Source organism: Pantoea sp. S18 (assembly GCF_045689705.1).
Taxonomy (GTDB): domain Bacteria; phylum Pseudomonadota; class Gammaproteobacteria; order Enterobacterales; family Enterobacteriaceae; genus Pantoea; species Pantoea symbiotica.
Genome location: NZ_CP142688.1, coordinates 411,930 through 433,759 on the forward strand (window position 1 = coordinate 411,930; position 21,830 = coordinate 433,759).

At 57.1% G+C, this 21,830-nt stretch carries 18 protein-coding genes; 10 read left to right on the plus strand and 8 right to left on the minus strand.

The features are described from left to right. Window positions 1-4 precede the first annotated feature (4 nt). The 4 genes from VIJ98_RS01800 to VIJ98_RS01815 all read left to right on the plus strand — a co-directional run bounded on the left by VIJ98_RS01800 (window position 5) and on the right by VIJ98_RS01815 (window position 4,735). Window positions 5-1,192 carry an MFS transporter gene (locus VIJ98_RS01800; RefSeq protein WP_008105635.1) on the plus strand — a complete coding sequence of 396 codons (1,188 nt, stop codon included), beginning with the start codon at window positions 5-7 and terminating at the stop codon, window positions 1,190-1,192. A gap of 302 nt (window positions 1,193-1,494) precedes the next feature. Continuing rightward, complete coding sequence (locus tag VIJ98_RS01805) at window positions 1,495-1,704, plus strand: DUF1471 domain-containing protein (protein ID WP_008105630.1); 210 nt, start codon at window positions 1,495-1,497, stop codon at window positions 1,702-1,704. A gap of 215 nt (window positions 1,705-1,919) precedes the next feature. Then, window positions 1,920-2,972 (plus strand): YncE family protein, encoded by a 1,053-nt coding sequence (locus VIJ98_RS01810; protein WP_323271978.1) that lies wholly within the window; start codon window positions 1,920-1,922, stop codon window positions 2,970-2,972. 122 nt (window positions 2,973-3,094) lie between these two features. Then, complete coding sequence (locus VIJ98_RS01815; RefSeq protein ID WP_323271980.1) at window positions 3,095-4,735, plus strand: dihydroxyacetone kinase subunit DhaK; 1,641 nt, start codon at window positions 3,095-3,097, stop codon at window positions 4,733-4,735. Between the two features lie 73 nt (window positions 4,736-4,808). On the opposite strand, the gene sbmA is transcribed toward VIJ98_RS01815, so the two are convergent. Beyond that, a complete protein-coding gene (gene sbmA, locus VIJ98_RS01820) occupies window positions 4,809-6,044 on the minus strand; it encodes a peptide antibiotic transporter SbmA (protein ID WP_008105623.1) in 1,236 nt (411 codons plus the stop codon). Window positions 6,045-6,340: 296 nt separating this feature from the next. Here sbmA and VIJ98_RS01825 point away from each other — a divergent pair, with 296 nt between their 5' ends. Genes VIJ98_RS01825 through VIJ98_RS01835 form a run of 3 tightly spaced genes read left to right on the plus strand, consistent with a single transcriptional unit; the run spans window position 6,341 to window position 10,193 of the window. Further along, window positions 6,341-7,075, plus strand: coding sequence for a gluconate 2-dehydrogenase subunit 3 family protein (locus VIJ98_RS01825; RefSeq protein ID WP_323271982.1), 735 nt, complete (start codon window positions 6,341-6,343; stop codon window positions 7,073-7,075). A 2-nt stretch (window positions 7,076-7,077) separates the two neighbouring features. After that, window positions 7,078-8,862 (plus strand): GMC family oxidoreductase, encoded by a 1,785-nt coding sequence (locus VIJ98_RS01830; protein ID WP_008105620.1) that lies wholly within the window; start codon window positions 7,078-7,080, stop codon window positions 8,860-8,862. An 11-nt stretch (window positions 8,863-8,873) separates the two neighbouring features. Continuing rightward, window positions 8,874-10,193 (plus strand): cytochrome c, encoded by a 1,320-nt coding sequence (locus VIJ98_RS01835; protein ID WP_323271984.1) that lies wholly within the window; start codon window positions 8,874-8,876, stop codon window positions 10,191-10,193. 68 nt (window positions 10,194-10,261) lie between these two features. On the opposite strand, the gene VIJ98_RS01840 is transcribed toward VIJ98_RS01835, so the two are convergent. The 4 genes from VIJ98_RS01840 to VIJ98_RS01855 all read right to left on the minus strand — a co-directional run bounded on the left by VIJ98_RS01840 (window position 10,262) and on the right by VIJ98_RS01855 (window position 16,301). Then, window positions 10,262-11,671 (minus strand): MFS transporter, encoded by a 1,410-nt coding sequence (locus VIJ98_RS01840; protein ID WP_323271986.1) that lies wholly within the window; start codon window positions 11,669-11,671, stop codon window positions 10,262-10,264. Between the two features lie 190 nt (window positions 11,672-11,861). Further along, window positions 11,862-13,382 carry a p-aminobenzoyl-glutamate transporter gene (gene abgT / locus VIJ98_RS01845; protein ID WP_154182518.1) on the minus strand — a complete coding sequence of 507 codons (1,521 nt, stop codon included), beginning with the start codon at window positions 13,380-13,382 and terminating at the stop codon, window positions 11,862-11,864. A gap of 166 nt (window positions 13,383-13,548) precedes the next feature. Next, window positions 13,549-14,991, minus strand: a complete 1,443-nt coding sequence (locus tag VIJ98_RS01850; RefSeq protein WP_323271989.1) for a M20 family metallopeptidase — start codon at window positions 14,989-14,991, stop codon at window positions 13,549-13,551. Beyond that, window positions 14,988-16,301 (minus strand): amidohydrolase, encoded by a 1,314-nt coding sequence (locus VIJ98_RS01855; protein WP_323271991.1) that lies wholly within the window; start codon window positions 16,299-16,301, stop codon window positions 14,988-14,990. The genes VIJ98_RS01850 and VIJ98_RS01855 overlap by 4 nt, the downstream gene beginning before the upstream one ends. 113 nt (window positions 16,302-16,414) lie before the next feature. Here VIJ98_RS01855 and VIJ98_RS01860 point away from each other — a divergent pair, with 113 nt between their 5' ends. Both VIJ98_RS01860 and yjdN read left to right on the plus strand, forming a co-directional pair. Next, on the plus strand, window positions 16,415-17,317 hold the full coding sequence (locus VIJ98_RS01860; RefSeq protein WP_154154646.1) for a LysR family transcriptional regulator: 903 nt from the start codon (window positions 16,415-16,417) through the stop codon (window positions 17,315-17,317). Between the two features lie 78 nt (window positions 17,318-17,395). Then, window positions 17,396-17,827, plus strand: coding sequence for a VOC family metalloprotein YjdN (gene yjdN / locus VIJ98_RS01865; protein WP_008105604.1), 432 nt, complete (start codon window positions 17,396-17,398; stop codon window positions 17,825-17,827). 154 nt (window positions 17,828-17,981) lie between these two features. Here the strand turns inward: yjdN and VIJ98_RS01870 are convergent, their stop codons facing one another. The 3 genes from VIJ98_RS01870 to VIJ98_RS01880 all read right to left on the minus strand — a co-directional run bounded on the left by VIJ98_RS01870 (window position 17,982) and on the right by VIJ98_RS01880 (window position 21,199). Continuing rightward, complete coding sequence (locus tag VIJ98_RS01870) at window positions 17,982-18,848, minus strand: nucleoside-specific channel-forming protein Tsx (protein ID WP_154154643.1); 867 nt, start codon at window positions 18,846-18,848, stop codon at window positions 17,982-17,984. A 336-nt stretch (window positions 18,849-19,184) separates the two neighbouring features. Then, entirely contained in the window at window positions 19,185-20,543 is a 1,359-nt protein-coding gene (locus VIJ98_RS01875) for a HAMP domain-containing sensor histidine kinase (RefSeq protein ID WP_008105600.1), read from the minus strand. Further along, window positions 20,540-21,199: a response regulator transcription factor gene (locus VIJ98_RS01880; RefSeq protein WP_008105599.1), complete on the minus strand. Its 660-nt coding sequence runs from the start codon at window positions 21,197-21,199 to the stop codon at window positions 20,540-20,542. Before VIJ98_RS01880 ends, VIJ98_RS01875 begins: the two co-directional genes overlap by 4 nt. Window positions 21,200-21,364: 165 nt before the next feature. Between VIJ98_RS01880 and VIJ98_RS01885 the strand changes: the two genes are divergently transcribed. Beyond that, window positions 21,365-21,730: a helix-turn-helix domain-containing protein gene (locus tag VIJ98_RS01885; protein ID WP_008105596.1), complete on the plus strand. Its 366-nt coding sequence runs from the start codon at window positions 21,365-21,367 to the stop codon at window positions 21,728-21,730. Window positions 21,731-21,830 lie beyond the last annotated feature (100 nt).

Consider the following 21,830-nt stretch of genomic DNA (forward strand, 5'->3'; position numbering starts at 1 on the left):
ACAGATGAGCCTGGATACTGAAGTTATCGAAACACCACTAGAAGTGGATAAACCGGCGTGGGGCGCAGTGTTTGCCATGGCGTTTGGCGTGTTCGGCCTGATTACCGCGGAATTTCTGCCGGTAAGTTTGCTGACGCCGATTGCCGACACGCTGCACATCAGCGAAGGGCAGGCGGGACAAACCGTTACCGTGACTGCGCTGGTGGCGCTGCTCACCAGTTTGGTGATCGGCAATGTGACACGTCAGCTCGATCGTCGCGTGGTGATGCTGGCCTTTACGCTGCTGCTGATTGCCTCCGCGCTGCTGGTGGCCTTTGCTGAGAATCTGCCGATGATTCTGCTGGCCCGCGTGCTGCTGGGCGTGGCGATTGGCGGCTTCTGGACGCTCTCCACGGCAATTACCATGCGTCTGGTGCCGAGCGATCAGGTGCCGCGCGCGCTCTCCATCGTGTTCAGCGGCATTTCGCTGGCGACCATTATTGCTGCGCCGCTCGGCAGCTATCTGGGCGGCATTATTGGCTGGCGTAACATCTTTATGCTGACCGCCGCGCTGGGCGTGCTGGCGCTGCTGTGGCAGTTCTTCACCTTGCCCGCGATGCCGCCCGTCAATAAAGCGCGCAGCGGTGGCGTGCTGGATCTGCTGCGTAAAAGCGTGATGCGCTGGGGCATGCTTGCGGTGATCATGATGTTCACCGGCCACTTCGCCTTCTTTACATACCTGCGTCCGTTCCTCGAAGGCAGCGCGCAGCTCAACGTCAATCAGCTGTCGCTGGTGCTGCTGGCGTTTGGCGTGGCGAACTTCTTTGGTACTTCGCTGGCCGGTTATCTGGTGACGCGCAGCGTATCGCTGACGTTAACCGCGATGGCGCTGGTGATGAGCGTGACCGCGCTGCTGCTGGTGAGTTTCGGCGAGGTGTCATGGCTGGTCGCGGCGGGCGTAGCGCTGTGGGGCCTGGCGTTTGGTTCGATGCCAACCGGCTGGTCAACGTGGATTTCCCGCGCGGTGCCGGACGATGCTGAATCGGGCGGCGGTTTGCTGGTCGCTACCATTCAGCTGGCGATCACCGCCGGTGCCGCCGCCGGTGGCTGGATGTTCGATCTGCAAGGCGCTGGCGGCGTATTCCTCGCCAGCGGCGTGCTGATGCTGCTCGCCGCCATCACCATCTTCACCCGCGTCCGCCACCACGGTTAACCGTAGGGTCGCCATTCATGGCGACCTTGCCAACAACCGCACGAATCAAAAGGCCGCCATTTATGGCGACCTTTTTAATCATCGCACCATCACCTATCACAGCCATAAATCCTGCCTTTTAATTAAATGTCAGATTTTTAACCCTTTGCACAAAGGTTAACCCAAACGTGCTTTTTACATTCAAAATATTCGAACAACAACGGCAAATCTCTCCGCTTTTTACTGATCAACTCTACGACTATTATGTATCTCAACAAGGCGATGACGCCTTACTCAATCAAACATACATTAAGGAATTGACCATGAAATCTATCAAAACTTTTGCTGCTGTTATCGCTCTGACCGTTCTGCCATTCGCTAGCTTTGCGCAAAGCATCACTGCAACCGCTTCAACGCTGGATGGTGCAGAAGCGCAAATCGCTGCTCAGGCGCACGAAGCTGGTGCTTCCTATAAAGTGACCGAAGCCAACTTCAACAACGGCGTGCACATGACTGCCGAACTGACCAAATAAGTTGCGTTAACGTTCTGTGCTGACAGGGTGCCTTCGGGCGCCCTGGCGGCGTTGGTAACCTGATAAAATCCTGTCACTTTCCCTTCGAAATGATTACTATTCTCAAAAAGTAGCATCCTTCGTCGGCTCGCCTCGGGCTGTCTTTTTAAATATTGGTTGTAATGTCGGGCTTTCACTTCACTGCCATCAGGCGGTGTTTTTGCTATGGAGAAGTTATGAAGGCGAATAAAAAATCATGGGCGCTGCGTCCACTGCTGCTGGCAACGGCGCTGTTCTCGACCTCTACGGTGATGGCGGCAGAATCTCAGCCGCTGAATCAAGTGATCTCAAAAGGCGCTTACGAACTGGCATTCAGTAACAGCGATAACGCGCTGTTCCTCGCGACCGCGCAGAGCACAACCGACAAAAAAGGCGGCACCGTTTATCGTCTCGATCCGCAGGATTTGGCGGTGAAGCAAACCATCAATACCGATCTGCCGACCTTTGGCGCGGCGATCAATCAGAAAACCAACACTCTTTACTTCGGTAACACGCGTGACGGTTCACTGACCGCAGTGGATGCCACCAGCGGCAAAGTGATCAACACGCTGTTGCTGGATGGCCGTCAGCGCAGCGAAACCGTACGTCCGCTGCAGCCGCGTCAGCTGGCCGTCGATCCGGCAACCGATCGCGTTTATATCACCGGCCTCGGTGAGCAGAGCGTGGTGTGGGTGGTGGATGGCAAAACCCTGAAACTGATCAGCACCGTGCCGAACACCGGCAAAATGGGCACCGGTTTGGCGATCGACTCTGCGGCGCAGAAACTGTATGTCACTAATTCCGACGGCGAACTGGTTACCATCAATACGCGCCTGAACGCGATTGAAAAGCGTCAGAAAATCGATGGCGATAAAGATCACTTCTTCCTGAATATTTCGCTGGATACTCAAGGCCATCGCGCCTTCCTCAGCGACTCAAAACAGTCGCAGGTGCTGGTGCTGGATACCCGCACGCAGCAGGTGATCCACAAGATCGATGTGCCAGAATCGCTGGCAGTGCTGTTCAATGCCGATCGTGATGAGCTGTACGTTACGCACCGCAAAGCGGGCGAAATCAGCATCATCGACGCCAGCAGCTACAAAGTGAAACGCACGGTGAAAGCGCCGGGCCTGCCAAACAGCCTGGCGGTTTCCGCGGATGGTAAAACCCTGTTTGTCAGCATCAAACAGCCGGGTTCACGCAAAGAGCCACCAAAAAATCCCGATAGCGTTTTGCGCATCGAACTCTGATCGGTAGTTTTCTGAAACTGAGAGGCGGCTTATGCCGCCTTTTGCATTTCTGCCATCAGCGCCGTTTTTATCGCCGTACATACGCTACCTTGTAGAGCAACAACACCAATGGAGAGGATGCAATGAGCCAGTTTTTTATGCATGAGAAAAACGATCTGGTTAACGAAGCTATCGAAGGGGTTTTGCTGAGCACGCCGTGGCATAACCTCAGTCGCCTCGATCTCGGTGATGAGATTCGCGTGGTGGTGCGCTCGGACTGGGATAAAAGCAAAGTGGCGCTGATCTCCGGCGGCGGTTCCGGACATGAACCGGCGCATGCCGGCTTTGTCGGCAAAGGCATGCTGACGGCGGCGGTGTGCGGCGACATCTTCGCGTCGCCAAGCGTTGATGCGGTGCTGAACGCCATCGTTAACGTCACCGGCGATGCCGGATGTCTGCTGATTGTGAAGAACTATACCGGCGACCGCCTCAACTTTGGTCTGGCGGCGGAGAAAGCTAAAAACCTCGGCTACAAGGTTGAGCTGGTGATGGTGCAGGATGATATCGCGCTGCCGGAAAACCCGCAGCCGCGCGGCATCGCCGGTACCGTGCTGGTCCACAAAATTGCGGGCTTTGCGGCGGAGCAGGGACAATCGCTGGATGAGGTTAAAGCGCTGGCACAGCGCGCGATTGATGCCACATCGTCCATCGGTTTAGCTTTCGCCACTTGCCATGTGCCGGGAGAAAAACGTGATGAACGCGTCGAGCCTGGACATAGCGAGCTCGGCATGGGCATTCACGGCGAGCCGGGTGTTATCACGCTGGATACGCAAGACAGCCGCAACATCACCAGCATCATGACCGATAAACTGGCGCAGACGCTGCCGGACGGCAAACAGGCGCTGCTGCTGATCAACAATCTCGGTGGTTTCTCGCAGCTGGAGCTGGCGCTGCTGACGCGTGAGGTGTTGCAGTCGCCGCTGGCGGCACGCATTACGCATTTGCTGGGTCCGGCAACGCTGGTCAGTGCGCTGGATATGAAGGGTTTCTCACTGACGCTGCTGGCGCTGGAAGAGCCGTTTTTGGAAGCATTAAACGCGCAGGTTCAGGTGCTGGGTTGGGTGCCAGTGTATGACTTTGCGCCGATCAGTCTGCAACGTGCTGAGAAGATCGGCAGCGTGCTGGATTTTGATGCCTCTGAGAATGCTGAGGTGGCGAAGATTGTCGCAAGCGTCACGCAGACGCTGATCGATCTGGAAAGCGAGTTGAACGCGCTGGATGCCAAAGTGGGCGATGGCGATACCGGTTCAACCTTTGCCGCCGGGGCGAAGAAAATTCAGCGCGGTTTGCAGGAAAAACAGCTGCCGCTGGATGAGCTGCCAACTTTGCTGGCGCTGATTGGCGAGCAGCTGGCCACGGTGATGGGCGGATCGAGTGGCGTGTTGATGTCGATTCTGTTCACCAGCGCCGGTCAGCAGCTGGAAGAGGGCAGCACGCTGCCGCAGGCGCTGATGCACGGGCTGGAACGCATGAAGCATTACGGCGGCGCGCAGCCAGGCCATCGCACTTTAGTGGATGCGCTGCAACCGGCGCTGGAAGCGTTAGTGGCAGGCGAGTCGCTGGCAGCAGCGGCACAAGCGGCGCAGAAAGGCGCCGACGCCACCGCGCAGATGCAGAGCGCCAAAGCGGGGCGTTCCGCGTATCTGAATCAGCAGAGTTTGGATGGGGTGAAAGATCCGGGCGCGTATGCGATTGAGAAGGTGTTTAAGGTATTGGCGCAGTAAAAAAGTGAGGTCGCCATGAATGGCGACCCTACGTAGGGTGCGCATTCATGCGCACCGTTTCAATGGACGCGGCTTACTCTGCCGCTTCGCGCATCATCTCTTCGTGCGGAATATCCTGCAAAATCTGCTCGAAACTGCGCAGACGTTTGTAGATCGACATCAGCGTAATCAGCGTTGACCACGAGGTGATCAAATACTGGAACGACGAACGCACCTGATCAAACACGTTGGTGATCTGGTTCAACAGGCCGAGCGTAATGGTGCCCGCCACAATCGACGGGAACAGCACAAACAGCCCGAACACGTTATCTACCTGCAGATACATAATGCGCGTGATGTTGAAGTACAAATAGTGGAAATAGAGGCGGAAATAGTTCTGACGCACGCGGCTAAACAGCTCATGCACCGTCGGCGGTGAAGCGCGTTCAGGATCGTCTTCGCCGTACACCAGCTCTTTACGATAGGCCGCTTCCACCCGTTGATTACGGAACTCCAGCCCCGGCAGTTTAATCCCCACCAACGCCAGCAGCGCGGTACCAAACAGCGACCACAGCAGCGCGGCAATCACCAATGCATACGGAATGCTGCCAAGAATTGGCACCTCTTTGACATGGTGCGACAGCGTGACCAGTACCGGCAGAAACGCCACCAGCGTCATGATCGCCTGAATAAAGTTGATGCCCCAATCCTGCAACGTACCCGCGAAGCGCATGGTGTCTTCCTGCACACGCTGTGCCGCACCCTCAACCAGACGCAGACGCTGCCAGTTGTGCATGTAGTAATTGTTCATCGCGGTACGCCAGCGGAACACCCAATGGCTGACGAAGAACGAGTTCATCACGCCAATCACCACCGCAATCAGCGCGATACCGAGAAACGCCAGCACTTGCACATAGAACTGGTGGATGGCAACGGAACCGGCTTTGGTCAGCGCCTGTTGAATCATGTCGTAGAACGGGCCGTACCAGGCGTTGACGCCCACGCCGACCTGCACACCAAACCAGGTGACAAAGATGATCAGAATCGATCCCCAAACCGACCAGCGCTGCCACGGATGGTTATCAATCACACGCCAGGTGAGCGCGAAGATGCCAGCAACAATCCAGTAATAGGCGTAAAACCACAGTTGGCTGATGTGAATAAAACGGCTGGCATTGGTTGGCAAAGGTTCGTGCATCGCCGCCTGGAGCGCAGGCCAGCGCGCCGGGAAATCACTGAAAAAGCCGAACCAGGCAAAAATTGCTACTAAACTCCAAATCGCAGCTGAGCTGAAAAACAGCGTTGGCCGCGGAAAAAAGGACTTAAACATAGGCACTCCGCTGTTGTGTGTACTCTTTTATACCGCTTCAGACCTCTATCTGTCTGTTGTCGGTTGTATCTGACGATGACAGCTTCGCCGCTGCGATGTAAAGCGACAGCGGCAATTGTTAAGTAATTAGTGCGAATTTGTTTCTAAGAACTAAATTATCCACAGCAATGGTGTTACAATATTTGCACTGTTACCGGTAACAGCGCTGCTGTATCCCTTAAGCTATCAATAAAAAAACAATACAACGCAACTACTTAACTTTCATGCCGCATTATATGTGGTACTGAGGCAATGTCATGTCAGAACAAAAAAATGGTCACACTCGCAGGGATTTTCTGCTGAGAACCATCACCCTGGCGCCGGCAATGGCGGTGGGCAGTACGGCGATGGGCGCGCTGGTGGCACCGATGGCCGCTGGGGCAGCAGAACAAAACGCATCACCACACCAGGCGCGTAGCTACCAGCCAAACTGGTTCACCGCCGAAGAGTTTGCCTTTATCACCGCGGCCGTGGCGCGCCTGATCCCCAACGATGAACGCGGCCCTGGCGCACTTGAAGCTGGCGTGCCGGAGTTTATCGATCGTCAAATGAACACGCCGTATGCCACCGGTAACAACTGGTACATGCAAGGCCCGTTCAATCCCGATTTGCCAAAAGAGTTGGGTTATCAGCTGCCGCTGGTGCCGCAGCAGATCTACCGTCTCGGCCTCGCCGATGCCGATGGCTGGAGCAAAAAACAGCACGGTAAGGTGTTTGCTGAGCTGACGGGCGAACAGCAAGACGCGCTGCTGACCGCGTTTGAAAGCGGCACGGCCGAGTTCCCGCAGCTGCCAGCCAAAACCTTCTTCTCCTTCCTGCTGCAAAACACCCGCGAGGGTTATTTCAGCGATCCGATCCACGGTGGCAATCAGGGCATGGTGGGCTGGAAGCTGATTGGCTTCCCAGGCGCGCGTGCTGACTTTATGGATTGGGTGGAACGCGGTGAACGTTATCCGTTCCCGTCAGTGGATATTCGCGGGGAGAGGACGTAAGCGTGGCAAATGAATTGAAAAAAGTGGATGCGGTCGTCGTCGGTTTCGGCTGGGCGGGCGCCATCATGGCGAAAGAGCTAACCGAAGCGGGCCTGAATGTGGTGGCGCTGGAGCGCGGTCCGCATCGCGATACCTATCCGGATGGATCTTATCCGCAGTCGATTGACGAACTGACCTATAACATCCGCAAAAAGCTGTTCCAGGATCTGTCGAAAAGCACCGTCACCATCCGTCACGATGCCTCGCAAACCGCCGTCCCTTACCGCCAACTGGCGGCGTTTCTGCCCGGCACCGGCACCGGCGGCGCAGGTCTGCACTGGTCAGGCGTGCACTTCCGCGTTGACCCGGTTGAGCTGAACCTGCGCAGCCATTACGAGCAGCGCTACGGTAAAAACTTCATCCCGGAAGGCATGACGATTCAGGATTTCGGCGTCAACTATGACGAGCTGGAACCCTTCTTCGATCAGGCCGAGAAAGTGTTCGGCACCTCGGGCAGCGCCTGGTCAATCAAAGGCAAGCTGCTGGGCAAAGAGAAGGGCGGCAACCCGTACGCGCCCGATCGTTCCAGCGACTTCCCGCTGCCGGCGCAGAAGCGCACTTACTCGGCGCAGTTGTTCGCGCAAGCGGCGGAATCAGTGGGTTATCACCCTTATGATATGCCGTCGGCCAATACCTCGGGCCCGTACACCAACACTTACGGCGCACAGATGGGGCCGTGCAACTTCTGCGGTTTCTGCAGCGGTTACGCCTGCTACATGTATTCCAAAGCCTCGCCGAACGTCAACATCCTGCCCGCGCTGCGCCAGGAACCTAAGTTCGAGCTGCGCAACAACTCCTACGTGCTGCGCGTTAATCTGACCGACGATAAAAAACGCGCCACCGGCGTGACCTATCTCGATGGCCAGGGCCGCGAAGTGGTGCAGCCTGCGGATCTGGTGATCCTGTCGGCGTTCCAGTTCCACAACGTGCACCTGATGCTACTCTCTGGCATCGGCAAGCCGTATAACCCGATTTCCAACGAAGGTGTGGTCGGCCGTAACTTTGCCTATCAGAACATCTCGACGCTGAAAGCGCTGTTCGACAAAAACACCACCACCAACCCGTTTATCGGTGCCGGTGGCGCAGGTGTGGCGGTGGATGATTTCAACGCCGACAACTTTGATCACGGTCCGCACGGCTTCGTGGGCGGTTCGCCATTCTGGGTGAATCAGGCCGGTACCAAGCCGATCTCCGGTTTGCCGACGCCGAAAGGCACGCCGAATTGGGGCAGCCAGTGGAAATCAGCGGTTGCGGATACCTACAACCATCACATCTCGATGGATGCGCACGGCGCGCACCAATCTTATCGCGCCAACTATCTCGATCTCGACCCGAACTACAAAGATGCCTACGGCCAGCCGCTGCTGCGTATGACCTTTGACTGGCAGGATAACGACATAAAGATGGCGCAGTTCATGATCGGCAAAATGCGCAAAATCACCGAAGCGATGAACCCGAAAATGATCATCGGCGGCGCGAAAGGGCCGGGCTCGCACTTCGATACCACCGTGTATCAAACCACGCACATGAGCGGCGGCGCGATCATGGGTGAAGATCCGAAAACCAGCGCGGTGAACCGTTATCTGCAGAGCTGGGATGTGTCGAACGTGTTTGTGCCAGGCGCTTCGGCGTTCCCGCAGGGACTCGGCTATAACCCAACGGGCATGGTCGCAGCGTTGACCTATTGGTCAGCCAAAGCGATTCGTGAACAGTATCTGAAAAACCCCGGCCCGCTGGTACAGGCATAAGGAACACGGCGATGATCAAAAGCATTTTAGCCCTGTTTCTGGGCACGATGACGTTCGCCGCAGTGGCGGACGAGGCAGGTTCGGACGCGTTGGTGAAGCGCGGTGAGTATCTGGCGCGCGCGGGCGACTGCGTGGCCTGTCACAGCACCGAAGGTGGTAAACCTTTTGCCGGTGGACTGCCGATGGCGACGCCGATCGGTACCATTTACTCCACCAACATCACGCCGGACAAAGCCAACGGGATTGGTGAGTACAGCTATGACGACTTCCAGAAAGCGGTGCGTCACGGCGTAGCGAAAAACGGCGACACGCTCTATCCGGCGATGCCCTATCCGTCTTACGCGGTGGTGAGCGATGACGACATGAAGGCGCTCTACGCCTACTTCATGCACGGCGTGCAGCCGGTGGCGCAGGCGAACAAAGAGAGCGACATTCCGTGGCCGCTGTCGATGCGTTGGCCGTTAGCCATCTGGCGCGGCATGTTTGCGCCGGACGTGAAAGCGTTCCAGCCGGCGGCACAGGAAGATCCGCAACTGGCACGCGGTCGCTATCTGGTGGAAGGTCTCGGCCACTGTGGCGCTTGCCATACGCCGCGTAGCATCACCATGCAGGAAAAAGCGCTCAACAACGGCGAAGGCAACAACTATCTTGCTGGCAGCAGCGCGCCGATTGATGGCTGGACCGCCAGCAACCTGCGTGGCGACAACCGCGATGGTTTAGGCCGCTGGAGCGAAGAGGATCTCAAGCAGTTCCTGCGCTTTGGCCGCAACGATCACACCGCCGTGTTTGGTGGCATGACCGATGTGGTGCAGCACAGCCTGCAATATCTGAGCGATGACGATATCAGCGCGATTGCTAAGTATCTGAAATCCCTCGGCGCGAAAGATCCAAATCAGGCGGTGTTTAAGCAGGATGATGCGGTGTCACAGGCGTTGTGGAAAGGTGACGACAGCCAGCCAGGCGCATCGACTTATGTCGATAGCTGTGCGGCGTGCCACAAAACCGACGGCAGCGGCTATCAGCGCTTCTATCCGGCGCTGCGCGGCAATCCGGTGGTGATGGCAGACGATCCGACCTCGCTGATTCATATCGTATTGGTTGGCGGCACTTTACCTGGCGTGCAAGGTGCACCCACGGCGATCACCATGCCGGCGTTCGGCTGGCGCCTGAACGATCAGCAGGTAGCGGACGTGGTGAACTTTATCCGTGGCAGCTGGGGCAATGGCGTGAAGTCGAGCGTTTCTGCGAAGGATGTGGCCGAACTGCGTAAAGACGAAACCGTGCAGCCGAAGCAGGGTAATGCGGATATTAAGGTGTTGGAAGGGCAGTAAAGTGAAAGGGTGCGGTTTTTAACCAGGTCGGCATGAATGCCGACCCTACAAAACCGCACCTGCAATCTTTAAATATTCTCCAAATCCATCCCACGGGTTTTCGGCCCGTAAATTCCCACCGACAGCATCACCATCAGCATACTCAGCACGATAAAGGCGATCACACCCTGGCTGCCGGCATACTGCAAAATAATGCCAATCAAAATACTGCTGAACACCGTCGACAGGCGGCTAAACGAGTAGCAGAAACCCACCGCGCGGGCGCGAATGTGCGTTGGGAAAATCTCGGTCTGATAAGCGTGATAGCTGAAGGTCAGCCATGCGTTGCTGTAGGTGATCAGGAAGCCGCAGATGATCATCAGCACCGGATTGGTCATAAACGCAAACAGCGTGCCGAACACCACCGTCATCAACGATGAAAACACGATCTGCCATTTATTCTCGAGCTTGTCGGCGTAGCGACTGCAAATCAGCGAGCCGAGCGGGTAGGCCAGCGTAATGAAAAACGCATACAGCAGGCTGTGCGTGACGGTCGCGCCTTTGCCCGACAGCAGCGCTGGCAGCCAGTTGCCGAAACCAAAGAAGCCAATCGCCTGGAAGAAGTTCATTACCACCAGCATTAGCGTGCGCTTGCGATAGGCGGGTGACCAAATCTCACTGAAACGCCCTTTTTTTGGTAATTGTGCCGCAGCATCGCTGTTGGAAAAGTCTTCGCCCGGCGCGATACCACAGCGCTCTTCCATCGCGCTCAACACCTGATGCGCTTCCTGATGCCGTCCTTGTTGCGCCAGCCAGCGTGCGGATTCCGGCAGGTTTTTACGAATCAGCCAGATCACCAGCGAGCAGACCGCACCGGCAATCACCACCCAGCGCCAGCCTTCAAGGTTGAGAATGGTTTGCGGCACCAGCCACCACGACATCAGAGCCACCGCCGGTACCGACAGGAACTGGATAAAGAAGGAGAAGGCAAACGCGCGGCTGCGCAGATGTGCCGGTACCCATTCGGAAAGATAGGTATCGATGGTCACCAGCTCAACGCCAAGGCCAATGCCAACGAGGAAGCGGAACAGGATGATCATCTCCGCGCTCTGCTGGAACGCCATCAGCAGCGAAAACGCGCCGTACCACGCCAGCGCACACATAAAGGTCAGGCGGCGGCCAAAACGGTCGGCGTAGGGCGCAAGCAAACTCGCGCCGACAAACAGGCCAAGGAAGGTGGCGGAGGCAAATGCCGCCTGGTCGGCGACGCCGAACACGCCGGCAGAACCGGTATGAAACACGCCCGCCGCCACCAGGCCGGAGCTGATGTAGCCGGTTTCAAACAGATCGTAGAGTTCAAAGAAGCCGCCGAGCGCCAGTAGCGTGATAAAGCGCCACAGACCGGCGGAAGAGGGCAGCGCATCAATGCGCCCGGCTAAGGTGCGGCGATCCGCGCTCATGTGATCGTTCGCCATCCCTGTCGACGTGATTGTTGTCATTGTTGTGTAAACCTCGGTGTTTGCAGAACTCGCTGACGGCTGAGATTGGTTTTAAAAATAATTAACCGTTAGCAAGCGAAGGAATAGCAGGATAATAAATTCGCTGAGAGTTGCCGAGAGGCGGGACGGTGACATTTTGGCAACATACGTTGCAGTTCACAGAAAAGTAGTCGCCATCCGTGGCGCAGGCTTAGTGCAGGCTCGGATAGACGCCCGGACCGATCGGTAAACCCAGCGCATACCACGCCAGCAACAGCACAATCCAGGTGGTGAAGAACACCAGCGGATAGGGGAAGATCAGCACGTAATAGGTGCCCAGCTGTGCATCTTTTTGATAGCGCTGCAGGAAGCCAAGGAACAGCGGCAGGAACGGCGACATCGGTGCCAGCGGCAACACCGCAGAATCGGCGATGCGGAAAATCATCTGCGCAAACGCCGGATGGAAGCCCAGCAGCATAAACATCGGCACAAACACCGGCGCCAGAATTGACCAGATGGCCGAGCCGCTGGCGATAAACATGCACAGAAACGCCGACAGAAACATCAAGCCCATAAACGCCGGTGCGCCGCTAATGCCCGCGCTCTCCAGCACATCGGTCAGGCCGATGGCCATGAACTTGCCCATGTTGCTCCAGTTGAAGAAGGCAACGAACTGCGACAGCGGAAACACCATCACAATAAAGCCCGCCATGCTCTTCATCGGATCCACCAGCAGCTGTGGGATATCATCCGCGCGGCGGATCTGCTTCGTCACCGCGCCATAGGCAATCGCCACCACAAAGAAAAACAGGATGATGATCGGCACTATGCCCTGAATAAACGGCGACGGAATGATACCGCCGGTTTTCGGATTGCGCAGCGGTGCGTGTTCCGGCACCACCAGCAGCGCCATCAGCGCAATAAACACCAGCGCGGCGATACCGGCAGCTTTCAGGCCGCGATTCTCCAGCGCGGTGAGCGGCGGCAAACGATCGTTGTTGCCGCCGTTCCACGCGGGCAGGCGCGGCTCGACAAACTTGTCGGTCAGCAGCGCACCGGCGATGGTCAGCACAATCACCGAGCTGGCCATAAAGTACCAGTTGTCGATCACGCTAACGTGCACGGTATCGCTCACCGCTTTGGCGGCTTCGGTGCTGATGCCAGAAAGCAGCACATCGGTGGTGACAATCAGCAGGTTGGCGGTAAAACCCGATGCCACGCCGGCAATCGCCGCCATCAATCCCGCCACCGGATGGCGTCCCACCGCGAGGAAGATCAGCGCGCCGAGCGGCGGCATTACTACCAGCGCGGCATCGGACGAAATGTGGCTGAAGAAGGCGATAAACAGCACCATATAGCTGGCGTAGCGACGGCTCACGCGCGAAGCCATCTTCACCATCAGCGACTGCAGCAGGCCGACTTTTTCCGCCAGGCCAGCACCTATTACCAGCGCCAGAATCGATCCCAACGGCGTGAAGCCGCTGAAGTTTTTGATGATGTTGGGCAGGATCCACTGAATCCCGGCAACGCTCAGAAGGTTGTTCACCCGCACCAGCTCGCCGTTGGCCGGGTTTTTCACCGCCACGTCGAGGCTGCTGAGTATGGCGGTGGCGACCATTAGCACCACAATCAAATAGACGAACAGTAAGAATGGATTCGGCACTTTGTTGCCGACGCGTTCAATCCAGCTAAACAGCTTTCCGGGGCTGCGGTTCTCCGTGGTGGCTTCCATTGCAGGTCCTCATCTCGTCTTGTTATGTTTGCATGCCCGCTGGGGGCTATATTTTTTTATGTTTGGTATTTCTGAGGTCGCCATGAATGGCGACCCTACGACGGTGTTTCATTCCGGTTGGTTCGTAGGGTGCGCATTTATGCGCACCGTGTTACGAATCGCATAATCATTTCAACTTCGACGGTGTGACATCCGCTGGAATCGGGCAGACGTAAGGCTGCTCGCGGCGCACGCGCTGGAACTCATCGCGGCAGCGCGCCAGCGCTTCGTCATCCTGCAACAAGGTCAGCGCGGTGGCGGCCATCACTTTGGCGGCCAGACACATGCCTTTGTGGGCAATCGAAGTGCGGCCCTGCGCCACCAGCTGCCAGGTGTGCAGCGGCGTGCCGAAGGCGAAGCAGGGCGCAAAACACTGTGCGGTGGGCGCCACCCAACTCACGTCACCGACGTCGGTTGAGCCGTACAGGATCTCGCGCGTCACCGCATAGGGAGCCACTTCATCCATCAAAATCTTGTCGCCCAACGCTTCGGTCCAGGCAACGCCCGCTTCACCGCCGGTGCGCGCTGCATTGAGACGCGCGTTGCGCAGATCGTCTTTGCTTAGCGTGGATCGAATCTCGGCGGCAAACGCCTGCTCCGCTTCACTGTAGTCAGGCAAACCAAACTGATGCAAATAACGCTCCATCACGCTTTCCAGCGCGCGATTCGGCACGTAATTGGAGCAGGCTTTATCGAAGCGCACCGTCATCTGCGTGTCGGTCATCAGGGCCGCGCCTTTGGCGATGTTGATGACGCGCTGATAGATATCCTGCGCCTGATCGAGCTGCGGCGCGCGAATCAGATACAGCACTTCGGCGTCGGCTTGCACCACATTGGGGGAGACGCCGCCGGCATTGGTCACCGCGTAGTGCAAACGCGCTTCCTGCACGATGTGCTCGCGCAGGAAGTTGGCGCCGGTGTTCATCAGCGTCACCGCATCCAGCGCGCTGCGTCCTAAATGCGGTGAGTTGGCCGCGTGCGCCGCTACGCCTTTAAAGCGGAAGGCGGCCTGAATATTCGCCAGCGTGCTGAGGTTAAACATGCCGCTGAAACCTTCGGGATGCCAGGTCACTGCCGCATCAACATCGTCGAATAAGCCTTCGCGCACCATAAAGGTTTTGCCGGAGCCGCCTTCTTCGCCCGGACAGCCGTAGAAGCGCAGCGTGCCGCGCTGGCCGTGTTTGGCCCACCAGGCTTTGATAGCGAAAGCGGCAGCCAAACCGGCGGTGCCGAGCAGATTGTGTCCGCAGCCGTGGCCGTTGCCGTTTTCCACCAGCGGCTGCGGCGTGGCGCACCCCGATTGCTGGCTTAAACCGGCCAGCGCATCGAACTCGCCGAGAATGGCGATCACCGGTTTGCCGCTGCCAATGCTGGCGATAAACGCGGTGTCGATGTTGCCGACGCCGCGCTCAACGCGAAAACCTTCCCTCTCCAGCGCATCGGCCAGCAGCGCGGAAGATTGGGTTTCTTCAAAGCGAGTTTCCGGTACGTCCCAGATGGCATCGCTGAGGGCGGTAAAACGCGGCTGGTTTTGGTTGATGTAGTGATCGATAAATTCGCTGTGGCTCATCGCTGGCCTCCAAACTGTGCGTGATTGAGTGCCAGCGTCGCCAGCGTCTGCACCGCAGTCGCCATGATCGCTTCGTCGAAATCGAACTTCGCGTTGTGATGGCCCGCCGCCAGATCGCAACCGAAAATTACGTAGGAGGATTGGCCGCCGCGCTGCTGCACGCGCTCCAGCATGTAAGTGGCATCTTCCGAGCCCGCCGCCTGCTGTTTGGTATCGATCACCGAGTTGAATATGCCCAGCGCCTCGGCCTGCTGGTGGATGAATTCCACCCACGGCGGGCTCGGCGTGCAGCTGCGCGCGCCGCCCATCAGTTTGACGTCATATTCCACGCCGTACATCGCCGCCGCACCGGCAATCACGCGCAGCGCCTGCTGATAGATATCGTCGTTAACCTGATTGCTGACGCCGCGCGTTTCCACCTTCATCAACGCACAGTCGGGTACCACGTTGCGGCCGGTTCCGGCCTGCAACACGCCAACGTTAACGCGCGCCACGCCGCCGCTGTGCTGCGGCAGATTGTGCAGCGCCAGCGTGGCCTGCGCCGCTGCCAGCAAGGCGTTGCGACCCTCTTCCGGTTTGCCGCCGGCGTGCGCGCCGACGCCGGTGAAATTGACGTCGAGTTTGGTGGTGGCGAGGAAGCTGTCGCTGCCACAGACGATTTCTCCGGCCGGTACGCCGGTGCCGAGATGAATGGCAGTGAACAGATCAACATCATCCACCACGCCCGCCGCCACCATTGCTTTCGCCCCGCGCACGCCTTCTTCGGCAGGCTGGAAAATGAGTTTGATGGTGCCGCTCAGCTGCGCTTTCATCTCCATTAATACGCCCGCCAGCGCCAGGCCGATGGTGGTGTGGCCGTCGTGACCGCAGGCGTGCATCATGCCGGGATTGCAGGAGGCAAAGCCTTCGCGCGTTGGCAGATGATCGGCGGCGCGGCTTTCGTTCTGATCGAGCGCATCCATATCCACGCGGAAACCCATCACCGGACCCGGACGACCGGTGTCCAGCGTGGCGACCACGCCACAAAATCCGCCGGAGAAGTGCTTAAGCCACTGCGGCAGCGCGCCTTGCTCCAGCGCGCGCGCTTCCTGCTGTGCCAGCACCTCATCAGAGGGCAATCCCATGCGCGAGTCGGCATCGATCACCTCGCGGCCCAGCTTGAGTTGATAACCAAGACGATGCAGCTCTTCAGCCACCAACGTGGCGGTGCGGAACTCCAGCCAGCCCGATTCGGCAAAGTGGTGCAGATCGCGTCGCCAGGCTTGCATCTGCGGGATGCGTGCGTTGACGAGGTCAGAAAGGGTTTTCATCGGCATTTCCTTTGTGTTGGTTTTTTATGCATTCATCCGAATCTACACATTGGTTTTGCCGCGCATAAGATGCGAATATCTTGCTACTGATAAACAACGGTTATCATCAAACTATGACTGCCAATCTTAAACTTCATCAGCTGCGCGCGTTTGTTGACGTGGCGCGTCAGGGCAGCATCCGCGCCGCCAGCCGCTTGTCCGGACTTTCACAGCCTGCGCTGACCAAAGCGATTCAGGAACTGGAGCTGGCGCTGGGCGCGCGTCTGTTCGAGCGGCGACAGCAGGGCGTTACGCTGACCGATATCGGTGATAACTTTTTTAAGCACGCCAGCCTGGTTCTGGAAGAGCTGCGGGTGGCGCAGGAAGATATTCAGCAGCGGCTGGGATTAGCCGGCGGGCGCGTCAACATCGGCGTGGGCGGCAGTATTGCGCGCACCGTCATGCCGCAGGTGATCAATCAGTTTCATCGCGAGTATCCGCTGGTTAAGGTGCGAATTGTTGAAGGCCAGCTGGTTTCGATGGTGCATGAACTGCGTCAGGGCGAATTGGATTTCACCATCAACACCTATGATAAAAATCATCTCGATCAGGAATTGGTGTTTGAACGGCTGATGGAGCGTGATTATCAGGTGGTGATGCGCAAAGGGCATCCGATGGCGCACGCGCGCACGCTGGCCGAGCTGCAGCATTGCGACTGGACCATGCCGACGCCGCAAGGGAGCTATTATCGGCTGCTGCACGATCTGTTTGGCGAACGTGGCATGGCGCCGAAAATCGTCGTCACCTGCGAGACCTTTATGGCCTGCACCAGCCTGGTGGCGCAGAGCGATTTCGTCAGCATTATTTCGCGCGATGTGATTGAAGACCCGACGCACGGCGGCCAGCTGATTTCCCTCGAACTCGACGAACCCTTACCGAAAGCCACTTTCTATCTTATCCAGCGCAAAGACACCGCGCTGACGCCGATGAGCGCCTATATGGCGCAGCTGTTTCGGCGCTACTGTCAGCAAAGGTAAGAGTGCGGCCTGGCTCGCAACTGTATAAATAATGCGCACTACACTTGCAGTGGACGTTCCCTTTATGGAGTACAGACCATGCAAGTTACCCCGTATGTGTTTTACAGCGGTCGCTGCGAAGAGGCGATTGCCTTCTACCTCGACGCCACCGATGGCGAGCTGCTGTTCAAGATGACTTATGGCGATATGCCGGATGAAACGCCGGTTGAGGATGAAGGTTGTATCTCGGGCGTGAGCTTTTCGCCGGAGCAGATTATGCATGCCCATCTGCGCATCGGGCAGGGCGAGATTATGATGAGCGACGGCGCACCGCAGGCGGCGTATGGCGGTTTTGCCGTGAGTTTATCCACGCCGGATGAGGCGCAAGGCAAGCGTTGGTTTGAGGCGTTGTCAGCGGGCGGTGAAGTGACGAAAAGCTGGGCTCCGACGTTCTGGGCCAATGGCTTTGGCATGTTGACCGATAAGTTCGGCGTGCCGTGGATGGTGAATGCGTATAAGCCGCAGATTTAGGTGAGTGCGGTGTTCAACCAGGTGTGCATTAATGAGTTGGCTTTCATCATCGTCATTAAAACGGTGCGCATAATGCGCACCCTACACCGTAGGGTCGCCATTCATGGCGACCTTCTTACCGGCTGCACCATCCCATGGCGACCGTTTCACGCGATTAGAAGTTGTAACCCACCACCAAATAATAACCCCAACCGGTCGATTTCACTTCAAACGGACCGTTACCGAAGTTCAGCTCCTGGCCGTCAGCCCACTGGCCGCCGTTGTGGAAGTAACGCGCCACAGTTGAAACATGCCAGTGATCGTAGTTCAGCGACAGAATGTGGCTCGATGCAATCGAGTTGCTGGTACGTGAACGATCGGACTCATCACGCAGATCTGAACCCCAGTCGAAGTTGGTGAAGCCGATATAGCTCAGCTTGCCGCCCCACAGGTCGGTAATCGGCACAAAGTATTTCACCTTGAAGCGATAACCATCCCAGCTGTTTTCGTTCGCCGCACCGTAGTTTTCCCACTGGTATTTCGCGTAAACGTTCAGCGACAGGCCGATATCGCTGTGCGTATCGATGTCGGTGCCGAGACCCATGTACCAGGTGTTCTGACGGCTATCGCTGTTGCGACCCATGTCATAGATGTAGTTGTTGGCGAAGTACCACTCTTTAAACGGACCAAAAGAGAGATCGGTGCCGGTCAGCTTATCGATCGAGAAACGTGGCTCAATTTCCATGAACATCGGCGAACCGTGGTCGAACACGCCGTTTGCGTTGCTGTTGCCCACGCCGAAGAAGTTGGTCAAATCGAGGTAGCCATAGAAATCGAACCAATCCTTTTTAGCAAAGGCTTCGTATTCCAGATACACGTCGTTGTTGAACTGTGGTCCAAAACGGGTGTGGTAGCTGCCCACCACGTTCACGCTCTGATGCCACCAGTCAGAAACGTACTGCGGATCGCTGTCTGCCGCTTGTGCCGCACCAGTCCAGCTGCTGGCCAATAAGGCCCCTGCTATCAACGCTTTATATTTCATTATTGTTAACCACATGCTTTTGATCGCCGGGCCGTCGCCGCGATCGGGTGAAATTGATCCCAGGGGATGGGCAGTGAGTTGTCGTATCCGGTCTGTGTCGCCAGATTTTCAAGCTTGCGTAATGTGCCTGTAACAGAGGCATAGAAAATAGATTTTGGTCACGTTTGTCAAAAAGTGTTGCAGTTTGATTCACTGAAAATGTGATCATTATCACATAAAGGCCGTGAGGCGAATGGAACCCCGCAACCGTTTACGTTGTCGCGTTCGTCGGGAAAAAGGTGTTGAGGGGATGGTGCGATAGGTTGCAAGGTCGCCATGAATGGCGACCTTGCGGGGTTATGGGAGTGTAACGCGCACCTGCAGGCCGGCAATCTGGCCCTGCTGATCGTGGCGGTTCGACAGCGCAACCTGCATCTGATGCTTTTGCGCCACGCTGCGCACAATCGATAAGCCTAAGCCGCTGCCTTGCGCCTGCACATCTGGTGAACGGGTGAAGCGATCAAAGGCGCGTTCGATAAAGGATTCCGCCATGCCGGGCCCGTTATCGACGATATCCACCACGGTGTGATTGCCGACGCGATGCAGCAGCACATCGACCAAACTACCTTCCGGCGTGTGCAGCATCGCATTGCCGATCAGGTTATCGAACAGGCTACGCAGATCGGAGCGGCTGGCGTGCAGGCGATAATGCGTGGTGCCGTTAAAGCCGATATCAATGCCGCGCTTATCTGCCACCACCATCAGCTGCTCAATGCTCTCTTTCAACAGGTCGTCCAGCTCGATGCTTTCTACCGTGGCGACCACCGATTGATCTTCCTGACGTGAGATATTCAGCAGCTGCGTCACCAGATGGCGCGTGCGCGTTACGCCCGCTTCCAGCTGATCGAACTGGCGGCTGGCTTCACCGGGTTGAATATGTTGCCGCAGATTCTCCAGCTGCAAAGTCACGGCGGTGACTGGCGTGCGCAGCTCATGCGCCGCATCTTCGAGGAACTGGCGCTGCGATGACCATGCCGCGCGCAGTCTATCCAGCAAAGCGTTGTAAGCTGCCACCAGCGGCAGCACTTCATCCGGCAAGCCATCAGGTGAAACGCTATGCGGATGCAGGGTTTCCTGGGCTGCGATATGGCGCGACGCCACGCGCAAATCGCGCGTTATCGCCCGCACCACCAGCCATATCACAATCAGTGAGAGCGGCATCATCAGCACCAACGGAATGATGGCGGAGAGCGCCCGCTTAACCATGATACTTTTCATGTAGCCGATATTATGCAGCACCTGAATATTGCCGATTTCACTGCCCAGCTCGCCGGGCCGCGTGTAAACACGCCATTCACAGTCGTCGCCACAGTCACCGACTTTCAAATCGGTCCAGCCTTTTTTCAGCTGCAACGGCGCATGCAGGCCCGGCCACGAGCTGGCGCGCAGATGGTTGCTCTCGTCCCACAGCTGAACGATATAGGTGCTTTTGAGTTTCTCTTCATGCATCACCATCGGCATCAGTGCGGGCATGCGTTGGCTGCTGGCCCAGGCATCGGCGATCTTGGCGAGCTGATCGTCCTTCATGGTGCCCATCATGTCGCCGTAGCAGTGATAGAAATACCAGGTGACGCCGCCAATCATCGCAAGATGCAGAATCACCAGCGTGGCGAGCAGTTTGTTACGCAGCGAGCGCATAAAGGTGAAAGGTTTCATATTGCCGGTACCCGCCAGCCAAGTCCGCGTACGTTGCGGATCACTTCGTTATCCAGTTTGCGACGCATACCGTGAATCAGTACATCCACCGCGTTGCTGCTGACCTCTTCGCCCCAGCCGTAAATGCGGTTTTCTAACTGTTCGCGTGAGAGGATCGCGCCGGGTCGCTCCAGCAAGGCGTAGAGCAGGGCATATTCGCGTGCGGTGAGCTGTTCGCGCTGACCTTTGTACAGCACTTCGCGCGTCATAATGTCGATCTGCACATCGCCGCTGCCGAGCAGAGAATCTGCCGCACCGTGACGACGGCGGGTAATGGCGCGCATACGTGCTAGCACCTCTTGCAGATCAAAGGGTTTCAGCAAATAGTCATCCGCGCCGCTGTCCAATCCCTGAATGCGCTGCTGCACAGTATCGCGGGCGGTGAGCACCAGCACCGGCGTCATGTCGCCGCGCGTGCGCGCTCGACGCAGCACCTGCAGGCCATCTTCACGCGGCAAACCAAGATCCAGCAACACGCAGGTATAGCCGCCTTCGGCCCAGGCATTGCTGGCGTAGACGCCGTCGCGTACCCAATCCACCGACCAACCTGCCGCTTCCAGCGCTTGCTGCAGATTCGCGCCAATCATTTCGTCATCTTCTACCAGCAGCACACGCATGATGCCCTCCAACTTAACTGAACGCAGTGTAGCGACAGATAATTAGGCCAGAATTATACCCGTTTTCCCGTTTGCTAATTCTGCGCTAATTTTCTGCTAATTAAGGGATAAATTTAACGCGCTATTGTGGCTGCACTGGACATATTGCCAACGCAGGAGAATCCCATGAATCAGCGCGAATTTATCCGTAGTTTGCTGGACTGGATAGAGAATAACTTAGGGCACGATCTTCATCTGGATGAAGTAGCACGCCGCTCGGGATACTCCCGCTGGCATCTGCAACGTCTGTTCCGTCAGCACACCGGTTTTTCGCTGGCCGAGTACATTCGCCAGCGCCGCTTAACCGAATCTGCATTGACGCTGATTAACAGCGATGAGGCGATTTTGCAGGTGGCGATGAGTTACGGCTTCGATACGCAGCAGGCTTATACTCGCACCTTCAAAAACTACTTCATGGTCACGCCAGGCCAGCTGCGCCGCCAGCGTCGCGTCGAGCCAGATCGCTTATTGTTCCCATTGGCGGTCGCGTAGGGTCGCCATTTATGGCGACCGTTTCACCAACCGCACAAACCCAATGGCGACCGGGCTCGGGGATGTGTTGTAATCTGCTGTTCTCACTCTCTTAACTGCC

What these genes read in the sequence shown, in the direction of transcription:
- VIJ98_RS01800 (WP_008105635.1), top strand. Translation starts at nt 5, where the DNA reads ATGAGCCTGGATACTGAAGTTATCGAAACACCACTAGAAGTGGATAAA.
- VIJ98_RS01805 (WP_008105630.1), top strand. Translation starts at nt 1,495, where the DNA reads ATGAAATCTATCAAAACTTTTGCTGCTGTTATCGCTCTGACCGTTCTG.
- VIJ98_RS01810 (WP_323271978.1), top strand. Translation starts at nt 1,920, where the DNA reads ATGAAGGCGAATAAAAAATCATGGGCGCTGCGTCCACTGCTGCTGGCA.
- VIJ98_RS01815 (WP_323271980.1), top strand. Translation starts at nt 3,095, where the DNA reads ATGAGCCAGTTTTTTATGCATGAGAAAAACGATCTGGTTAACGAAGCT.
- sbmA (WP_008105623.1), bottom strand. Translation starts at nt 6,044, where the DNA reads ATGTTTAAGTCCTTTTTTCCGCGGCCAACGCTGTTTTTCAGCTCAGCT.
- VIJ98_RS01825 (WP_323271982.1), top strand. Translation starts at nt 6,341, where the DNA reads ATGTCAGAACAAAAAAATGGTCACACTCGCAGGGATTTTCTGCTGAGA.
- VIJ98_RS01835 (WP_323271984.1), top strand. Translation starts at nt 8,874, where the DNA reads ATGATCAAAAGCATTTTAGCCCTGTTTCTGGGCACGATGACGTTCGCC.
- VIJ98_RS01840 (WP_323271986.1), bottom strand. Translation starts at nt 11,671, where the DNA reads ATGACAACAATCACGTCGACAGGGATGGCGAACGATCACATGAGCGCG.
- abgT (WP_154182518.1), bottom strand. Translation starts at nt 13,382, where the DNA reads ATGGAAGCCACCACGGAGAACCGCAGCCCCGGAAAGCTGTTTAGCTGG.
- VIJ98_RS01850 (WP_323271989.1), bottom strand. Translation starts at nt 14,991, where the DNA reads ATGAGCCACAGCGAATTTATCGATCACTACATCAACCAAAACCAGCCG.
- VIJ98_RS01855 (WP_323271991.1), bottom strand. Translation starts at nt 16,301, where the DNA reads ATGAAAACCCTTTCTGACCTCGTCAACGCACGCATCCCGCAGATGCAA.
- VIJ98_RS01860 (WP_154154646.1), top strand. Translation starts at nt 16,415, where the DNA reads ATGACTGCCAATCTTAAACTTCATCAGCTGCGCGCGTTTGTTGACGTG.
- yjdN (WP_008105604.1), top strand. Translation starts at nt 17,396, where the DNA reads ATGCAAGTTACCCCGTATGTGTTTTACAGCGGTCGCTGCGAAGAGGCG.
- VIJ98_RS01870 (WP_154154643.1), bottom strand. Translation starts at nt 18,848, where the DNA reads ATGAAATATAAAGCGTTGATAGCAGGGGCCTTATTGGCCAGCAGCTGG.
- VIJ98_RS01875 (WP_008105600.1), bottom strand. Translation starts at nt 20,543, where the DNA reads ATGAAACCTTTCACCTTTATGCGCTCGCTGCGTAACAAACTGCTCGCC.
- VIJ98_RS01880 (WP_008105599.1), bottom strand. Translation starts at nt 21,199, where the DNA reads ATGCGTGTGCTGCTGGTAGAAGATGACGAAATGATTGGCGCGAATCTG.
- VIJ98_RS01885 (WP_008105596.1), top strand. Translation starts at nt 21,365, where the DNA reads ATGAATCAGCGCGAATTTATCCGTAGTTTGCTGGACTGGATAGAGAAT.